Origin of the sequence: Nocardioides sp. (assembly GCF_035703625.1) — a bacterium.
Taxonomy (GTDB): domain Bacteria; phylum Actinomycetota; class Actinomycetes; order Propionibacteriales; family Nocardioidaceae; genus Nocardioides.
Window position 1 is genome coordinate 1 of record NZ_DASSXS010000282.1, and the last position, 6666, is coordinate 6666.

Genomic DNA, 6666 nt, shown 5'->3' on the forward strand with positions numbered 1-6666 from the left:
GCGCGACGGCAGGCGCTGGGCGCCTACGGTGAGTCGCTGGCAGCACGAAACCTGGTGGCGCAGGGCATGGTGCTGCTCGACCGCAACTGGCGGTGCGAGGAGGGCGAGCTCGACCTCGTGCTGCGCGACGGGACGGCGCTGGTCGGCTGTGAGGTCAAGACCCGCACCAGCCTCTCCCACGGCTCTCCGCACGAAGCGGTCACCGACGCCAAGCTGGAAAGGCTGCGGAGACTGGTGCAGCGCTGGGCACGCGACCACGGCGTCCAGCCACCCGAGGCCCGGGTCGACCTGGTCGCGGTGCTGCGGCCGCCGAGGGGACGAGCCCTGGTGGAGCACGTGCGGGGGATCGGCTGATGCCCTTCGCGTCCACGCCCACGATCGCCCTCGACGGTGCGGTCGGCCACCTGGTCGACGTCCAGGCCGATGTCTCACAAGGACAGGCCGGGTTGACGATGGTGGGTCGCTCCGACGTCTCCCTCAACGAGGCGCCCCACCGTTGCCGGATGGCGGTCCACAACACCAACCTCGACTGGCCGACGAGTCGCCGGATCACGATCCTGCTGTCACCCTCCGACCTCCCCAAGCGCGGCACCCACTTCGACCTCGCGATCGCACTCGCCGTGCTCAAGGCGGATCGGCAGCTGCCGTCGGTGGACCTGTCCGCGTCGGTCTTCATCGGTGAGCTCACCCTGAGCGGCGGGCTCCGATCGGTGCCGGGCGTGCTGCCGATGGTGCTGGCGGCCGCCCAGCGGGGCATCCGCCGGGTGTTCGTCCCCGAGCCGCAGGCCCATGAGGCCGCGATGGTGCCCGACATGACGGTGTTCGGGATGCGCTCGCTGGGACAGGTCGTGGCCGAGCTGTCCGGAGAGGAGGTGCCCGAGGCGCCACCGGTGGCGCCCATGTCCGGTGGCCGGCTGCTGTCCTGGCGCGGTGAGGAGCGCCTCGACGAGGTGGACCTGGCCGACGTGCAGGGTCTGGAGGAGGCCCGCTACGCGGTCGAGGTGGCTGCCGCCGGGGGGCACCATCTCCTGCTCTCCGGCCCCAAGGGGTGCGGCAAGACCACTCTCGCCGAACGGATCCCCGGCGTCCTGCCCGAGCTGACGATCCAGGAGTCGATCGAGGTCACCGCGCTCCACTCGCTGGCGGGGGCGCTGGGGGAGGAGGACGGCCTGATCCGGCGACCGCCCTTCACCGCGCCTCACCACGACGCGAGCAAGGCGAGCATCCTGGGTGGTGGCTCCGGGCGCGTCCGCCCCGGCGAGGTCAGCCGCGCACACTGCGGCGTGCTGCTGCTCGACGAGTTCCCCCTGTTGCGCACTGACGTGATCGACGCCCTTCGTCAACCCCTCGAGAGCGGTGAGGTGACCATCGCCCGCGGCGAGGAGTCGGTCACCTATCCCGCCCGGGGCATCGTGGTCTTCGCGGCCAACCCCTGCCCCTGCGGCGACTACCGGGCCGACGCCAGGGACAACCACTGCACCTGCGGTGAGAGGCAGCGGCGTGACTACCTCCGGCGCGTGCGTGGTCCGATCACCGACCGGATCGACATCACCCGACATCTGCAACCGCTCCGGCCGCACGAACAGCGCGACCGGTGGGCGGTCCCGGAGCCGTCGGCCGCCGTGCGTGAACGGGTGGTCGCGGCGCGGGCTCGCCAGAGCGCTCGGTACCTCGACCGGAGCTGGCGTCTCAACGCCCACGTCCCCGGGCCCGTCCTGCTCCGGGAGTGGCCGCTCCCGCCCCCGGCGCAGCGCGTGGTGGATGAGGCGATGTACAAGGGAGAGCTGAGTCGCCGCGGAGCCACCCGGGTCCAGCGCCTCGCCTGGACCGTGGCCGACCTCGCGGGGGCCGACTCTCCGGCCGTCGAGCACGCCCGCACCGCGCTCGCGCTGCGGCAGGGGGAGCCACTGCTCGCCGCAGCGATCCGGAGGGCGGTCTCGTGACCGACGAGCGGTTGGCCAGGGCGGCCCTCACCCGTCTCACCGAGCCCGCCGACCTTAGGGTCGCCGGAGCCCTCGCCCAGGTCGGCGCGGTGCGGCTCTACGACGACATCCTCGCCCAGCAGGCACAGGGCGGCGTGGGAGCCGACGCGGCCGTGCGCCTGGACAGCGTCGATCCGGCCCGTGAGCTCGAGCGGGCCGAGCATCGCGGCATCCGGTTCGTCATCCCGGGGGACACCGAATGGCCGACCCAGCTCGACGACCTCGGCCACGCCGAGCCCGTCTCGGAGCTCGGCGGCGTGCCCATCGGGCTGTGGGTCCGTGGCCCGGTGCGGCTCGACCACCTGGCCGACTCGACCGCGATCGTGGGGTCGCGCACCTCCACCACCTATGGCGAGCACGTCGCCGCCGAGATCGCCGCCGGCGTGGCTCGCGCGGGTCACTGCGTGGTCTCGGGGGCGGCGTTCGGCATCGACCAGGCAGCCCATCGCGGTGCCCTCGCCCTCGACCAGCCGTCGGTCGCGGTGCTCGCATGCGGCGTGGATCGTGCCTATCCCACCGCTCATCGCAATCTGCTCGAGCACATGGCGCAGGTGGGAGCGGTCGTGTCGGAGGTCCCCCTCGGCTGCGCCCCGCTCAAGGTGCGATTCCTGGCCCGCAACCGGCTGATCGCGGGGCTCACCAGGGGCACCGTGGTGGTCGAGGCGGCGATCCGCAGCGGTGCGCTCAACACGGCCGGATGGGCAGAGAGCCTGTCGCGCCCCGTGATGGGGGTCCCGGGGGCGGTCACCAGTGCGCAGTCGCAGGGTGTCCACGACCGGATCCGGCGGGGCGCGGCCAGCCTGGTGACCGGGCCCCACGACGTCCTGGAGGTGATCGGCGGGATGGGCGATCACCAGCAGGAGCCTCCCCGCGAGCCCGAGCGACCGCGCGATCGGCTCACCCGCCGTCACCACCGGGTTCTCGAAGCCGTGCCGGTGCACCAACCCGCGCCCCTGGCGTCGATCGCAGCCACGGCGGGCGTCGGACTGCTGGAGGTGCAGACGGCGCTGACCTACCTCGCCGGCCGCGGGTTCGTGGACAGGGCCGGAACGGGCTGGCGGCTCGCCGAGGGGACCCGGCGATGATCCCCCGAGACGGGAGCCGGGGCTCCTAGACTCACCGCCATGACCGAGGGGAGCGCCGACGCGCCGGGGCTCGAGCTCCCGGAGGCCTTCGCCCGGGTGCTCGGCGACTACGAGCGCCACCTCACCGCTGAGCGGGACCTGACCGCACACACCGTCCGGGCGTACGTCGCCGATGTCGCCGGGCTCCTCGAGCACGCCCGTCGGCTCGGACACGACGACCCGGCCGACCTGGACCTGCGGACCCTGCGCAGCTGGCTCGCCAATCAGCAGACCCGGGGCAGGTCCCGCACCACCCTCGCCCGGAGAGCGACCGCGGCCCGGGTGTTCACCGCCTGGCTCGTCCGCACCGGACGAGTCGTCGCGGACCCCGGAGCCAGCCTCGCCTCGCCGAAGGCTCATCGGCCGCTGCCGCCCGTGCTGCGCTCCGACGAGGCCCAGGACCTGATCCGGGCCGCCGCGGACCTGGCCGACGACGGCAGCCCCACCGGGCTGCGTGACGTGGCCATGCTGGAGCTGCTCTACGCCACCGGCATCCGGGTGGGCGAGCTGGTCGGCCTCGACGTCGACGACCTCGACCGCGAGCGCCTCGTGGTGCGGGTCCTCGGCAAGGGCCGCAAGGAGCGGTCGGTTCCCTACGGGCAGCCCGCCGCCCAGGCGCTCGATCGGTGGTTGAGCCTCGGACGCCCGCAGCTGCGCGTGGACGGCGCGGGTGGGGCGCTCTTCCTCGGGGCGCGGGGCAGACGCATCGACCAGCGCGCCGTGCGCACCCTGGTCCACCGCCGGATCGCGGAGGTCCCGGGGGCTCCCGACATCGGTCCACACGGGCTGCGCCACACCGCGGCGACCCACCTGCTGGAGGGCGGAGCCGACCTGCGGTCGGTCCAGGAGCTCCTCGGCCACGCGTCCATGGCGACCACTCAGCTCTACACCCACGTGAGCACCGATCGGCTCCGTCGCGCCTACCGGCAGGCCCATCCGCGGGCCTGAGGTCCGGGCTGACGCTCAGACAGGCGAGATCGAGGTCAGTCCCACACTGGCGGCCGCTTCGATGAGGGGTCGGTCGTAGGCGAGCAGCACGTCTGCCTCCGCGCGCATGGCGGTGATCAGGTGGAGCGCCTCGAGGCTGCGCAGGCCACGGACCGGCAGCAACCCCGCCATGGCGAAGTGCGAGCGGAGCGGGTCGATCAGGTTCACGCCGGCGAGGATGCTCGTCGCGAGGATCTGCGGAGCGCCTCGCTCCGCGGCGATGCGGCGCAGCTCGGTCTCGATCATGACGCTGGAGACGATCGTGGCGTGCTGCGACATCTCGTCGAGGTAGAACTGCAGGGTGCCGGTCTCGGGGTGCTCGACGAGGAGGCGGAGAGCTGCCGAGGTGTCGATGTAGAGGATCAAACCCGGGGCTCGCGGTGCTCGTCGAGGACGTCGGGGGTCGGCACGGCTTCGGCCTTGATCGGCGTGATCTCGGTCCACCCGCCATGCCGCGTGGCGGGGCGGATCCGCAGGGTCGTCGCCACCGGGGGCGCGAGGATGGCGACCACTTCGCCGTTGTTGGTGATCTCGTAGGTCGCGCCCGCGGCGACCTCACGCAGGATCTGGGAGCTGTTGCTCCTCAGCTCACGGTGTGGAATTCGTTCCATCAGTCATTCCTCCCCCGAAGAATCCGACCGCTTTCAATGATCGTATCAACGGTGGGCCCCGCTGGGAGTAGCCCAAGGAGGGGGTGGGGAACTGGTCCGGACCACCCGGGGAGCGGAACGTCGCGCCACAGGGGCAGGAGGCGGACCGGTTGCGCGCCGACCAGGTCGAGGGGGTCGAGGTAGGTCTCACCGCGCAGCCAGCCCCAGTGAAGGCAGGCGCGGGGGAAGCAGTGGGAGCCGACGCTCTCCAGCCGCCCGATCGGATCGCCACCGGCCACGGTGTCGCCCACGGAGACCGCGGCGGAGACCGGCTCGTAGGTCGTGCGGGTCTCGCCGTGGGACACCACGACCACGCCCCGCCCGGCGAGCATCCCGGCGAAGGTCACCCGTCCCGCCAGGGCGGACCGGACGGTCTGGCCGGCCGTGCCGAGCAGGTCGACCCCGCGGTGCCCCGACCCCCACGGATCGAGCGGGGGATCGAAGTCGGCGGCCACCTCGGGGTCGGGGCGCAGGGGCCACACGCCAACCGGTCTGTCCTGAGGAGGTCGCGCTGCGACCATCTCGAAGGGCCCGAAGGGCTCGTAGGGACCCGCGTCCCCGGGAGTGCCGTGCGCCGGTGCCGGCGCGAGGGCCGGCACCAGGCTCAGGACGACGACCAGCAGCAGCCCGGGGACGCGGGACGAGACGGCGGTGGGCCACCAGGTGAGCCCCACCTTCAGCGCTGACATGGCACGATCCTGCCCGCCCGGGTGGTGCGGCTGGGGGAGACCGGTGCCGGATGTGGACACAGCGTGCGCGAGCGTTGCCTGTGGAGCCCAGGTGGCCTCGCCCACCACCGATTGGCGGGGGTGACCCGCGCTGGACTACGCTGTCGCCCAGCAATCCACCCGGATTGACTTCGCACGCTTGCAGACCGTGGACCGAGCCGCTCCGGCCCGGGCCGCCCGCGGGCGCAGGTCCGTCAGGTCCCGATCTCCGGATCGGGTGGGGACCCGCGCGCGAGCGTCAGGGCAGCCGACACCCGTCGGCTGCGACAACCGAGAACAACGGAGTGCGCGACCGGCCGACCCTGGTTCAAGGGCGGCGCAACGGCCTGCGGCTCCACCACAGGAGATCAGAACCATGGCAGTCGTGACCATGCGCCAGCTGCTCGAGAGCGGCGTCCACTTCGGACACCAGACCCGACGCTGGAACCCCAAGATGAAGCGCTTCATCATGACCGAGCGCAACGGCATCTACATCATCGACCTGCAGCAGTCGCTGGCCTACATCGACCGCTCGTACGCCTTCATCAAGGAGACCGTCGCCAAGGGCGGCACCGTGATGTTCGTGGGCACCAAGAAGCAGGCCCAGGAGGCGATCGCCGAGCAGGCGCGCCGCGTCGGCATGCCCTACGTGAACCAGCGCTGGCTGGGCGGCATGCTCACCAACTTCCAGACCGTGCACCAGCGGATCAACCGCCTCAAGGAGCTCGACGAGATCGACTTCGACGACGTCGCCGGCAGCAGCCGCACCAAGAAGGAGCTGCTCCAGATGCGCCGCGAGCGGGACAAGCTCAACAAGTCCCTGGGCGGCATCCGCGAGATGGTCCGGCCCCCGGCCGCCGTGTGGATCGTCGACACCAACAAGGAGCACCTCGCCGTCGAGGAGGCCCGCAAGCTGCGGATCCCGATCATCGGCATCCTGGACTCCAACTGCGACCCCGACGAGGTCGACTTCCCGATCCCGGGCAACGACGACGCCATCCGCGCCGTCGGCCTGCTGACCCGCGTCATCGCCGACGCCGTGGCCGAGGGGCTCATCGCCCGCTCCGGTGCGAAGACCGGCGAGACCGCGACCCCGGGCGCCGAGGAGCCGCTGGCCGAGTGGGAGCGCGAGCTCCTCCAGGGCGACGCCGACAAGGCCGCCGTCGAGGCGACGGGTGGCGACGCCGCCAAGACCGAGACCCCGGCCGCCGAGGCG

Annotated in this window: 8 protein-coding genes; 5 read left to right on the forward strand and 3 right to left on the reverse strand. The window is 72.4% G+C overall.

The features are described 5' to 3' along the window. From VFN12_RS14710 to VFN12_RS14725, 4 genes are all read left to right on the forward strand, one after another. Positions 1–354 (forward strand): YraN family protein (locus VFN12_RS14710; protein WP_325119482.1); only part of this gene is annotated, 354 nt, incomplete at its 5' end. Further along, positions 354–1943, forward strand: coding sequence for a YifB family Mg chelatase-like AAA ATPase (locus VFN12_RS14715; protein WP_325119483.1), 1590 nt, complete (start codon positions 354–356; stop codon positions 1941–1943). The genes VFN12_RS14710 and VFN12_RS14715, both read left to right, overlap by 1 nt. Next, the gene (gene dprA / locus VFN12_RS14720) at positions 1940–3067 is read left to right on the forward strand and encodes a DNA-processing protein DprA (RefSeq protein ID WP_325119484.1); all 1128 of its coding nucleotides are present in this window, start codon (positions 1940–1942) and stop codon (positions 3065–3067) included. Before VFN12_RS14715 ends, dprA begins: the two co-directional genes overlap by 4 nt. A 39-nt stretch (positions 3068–3106) precedes the next feature. After that, on the forward strand, positions 3107–4054 hold the full coding sequence (locus VFN12_RS14725; protein WP_325119485.1) for a tyrosine recombinase XerC: 948 nt from the start codon (positions 3107–3109) through the stop codon (positions 4052–4054). Between the two features lie 15 nt (positions 4055–4069). Here VFN12_RS14725 and VFN12_RS14730 read toward each other — a convergent pair whose 3' ends face one another. Genes VFN12_RS14730 through VFN12_RS14740 form a run of 3 tightly spaced genes read right to left on the reverse strand, consistent with a single transcriptional unit; the run spans position 4070 to position 5432 of the window. Further along, positions 4070–4459: a PIN domain-containing protein gene (locus VFN12_RS14730; RefSeq protein WP_325119486.1), complete on the reverse strand. Its 390-nt coding sequence runs from the start codon at positions 4457–4459 to the stop codon at positions 4070–4072. Continuing rightward, complete coding sequence (locus VFN12_RS14735) at positions 4456–4704, reverse strand: type II toxin-antitoxin system prevent-host-death family antitoxin (protein WP_325119487.1); 249 nt, start codon at positions 4702–4704, stop codon at positions 4456–4458. The genes VFN12_RS14730 and VFN12_RS14735 overlap by 4 nt, the downstream gene beginning before the upstream one ends. Further along, a complete protein-coding gene (locus VFN12_RS14740; RefSeq protein ID WP_325119488.1) occupies positions 4704–5432 on the reverse strand; it encodes a M23 family metallopeptidase in 729 nt (242 codons plus the stop codon). The genes VFN12_RS14735 and VFN12_RS14740 overlap by 1 nt, the downstream gene beginning before the upstream one ends. Positions 5433–5826: 394 nt before the next feature. On the opposite strand from VFN12_RS14740, the gene rpsB reads away from it, so the two are divergent. Next, positions 5827–6666 (forward strand): 30S ribosomal protein S2 (gene rpsB / locus VFN12_RS14745; protein ID WP_325119489.1); only part of this gene is annotated, 840 nt, incomplete at its 3' end.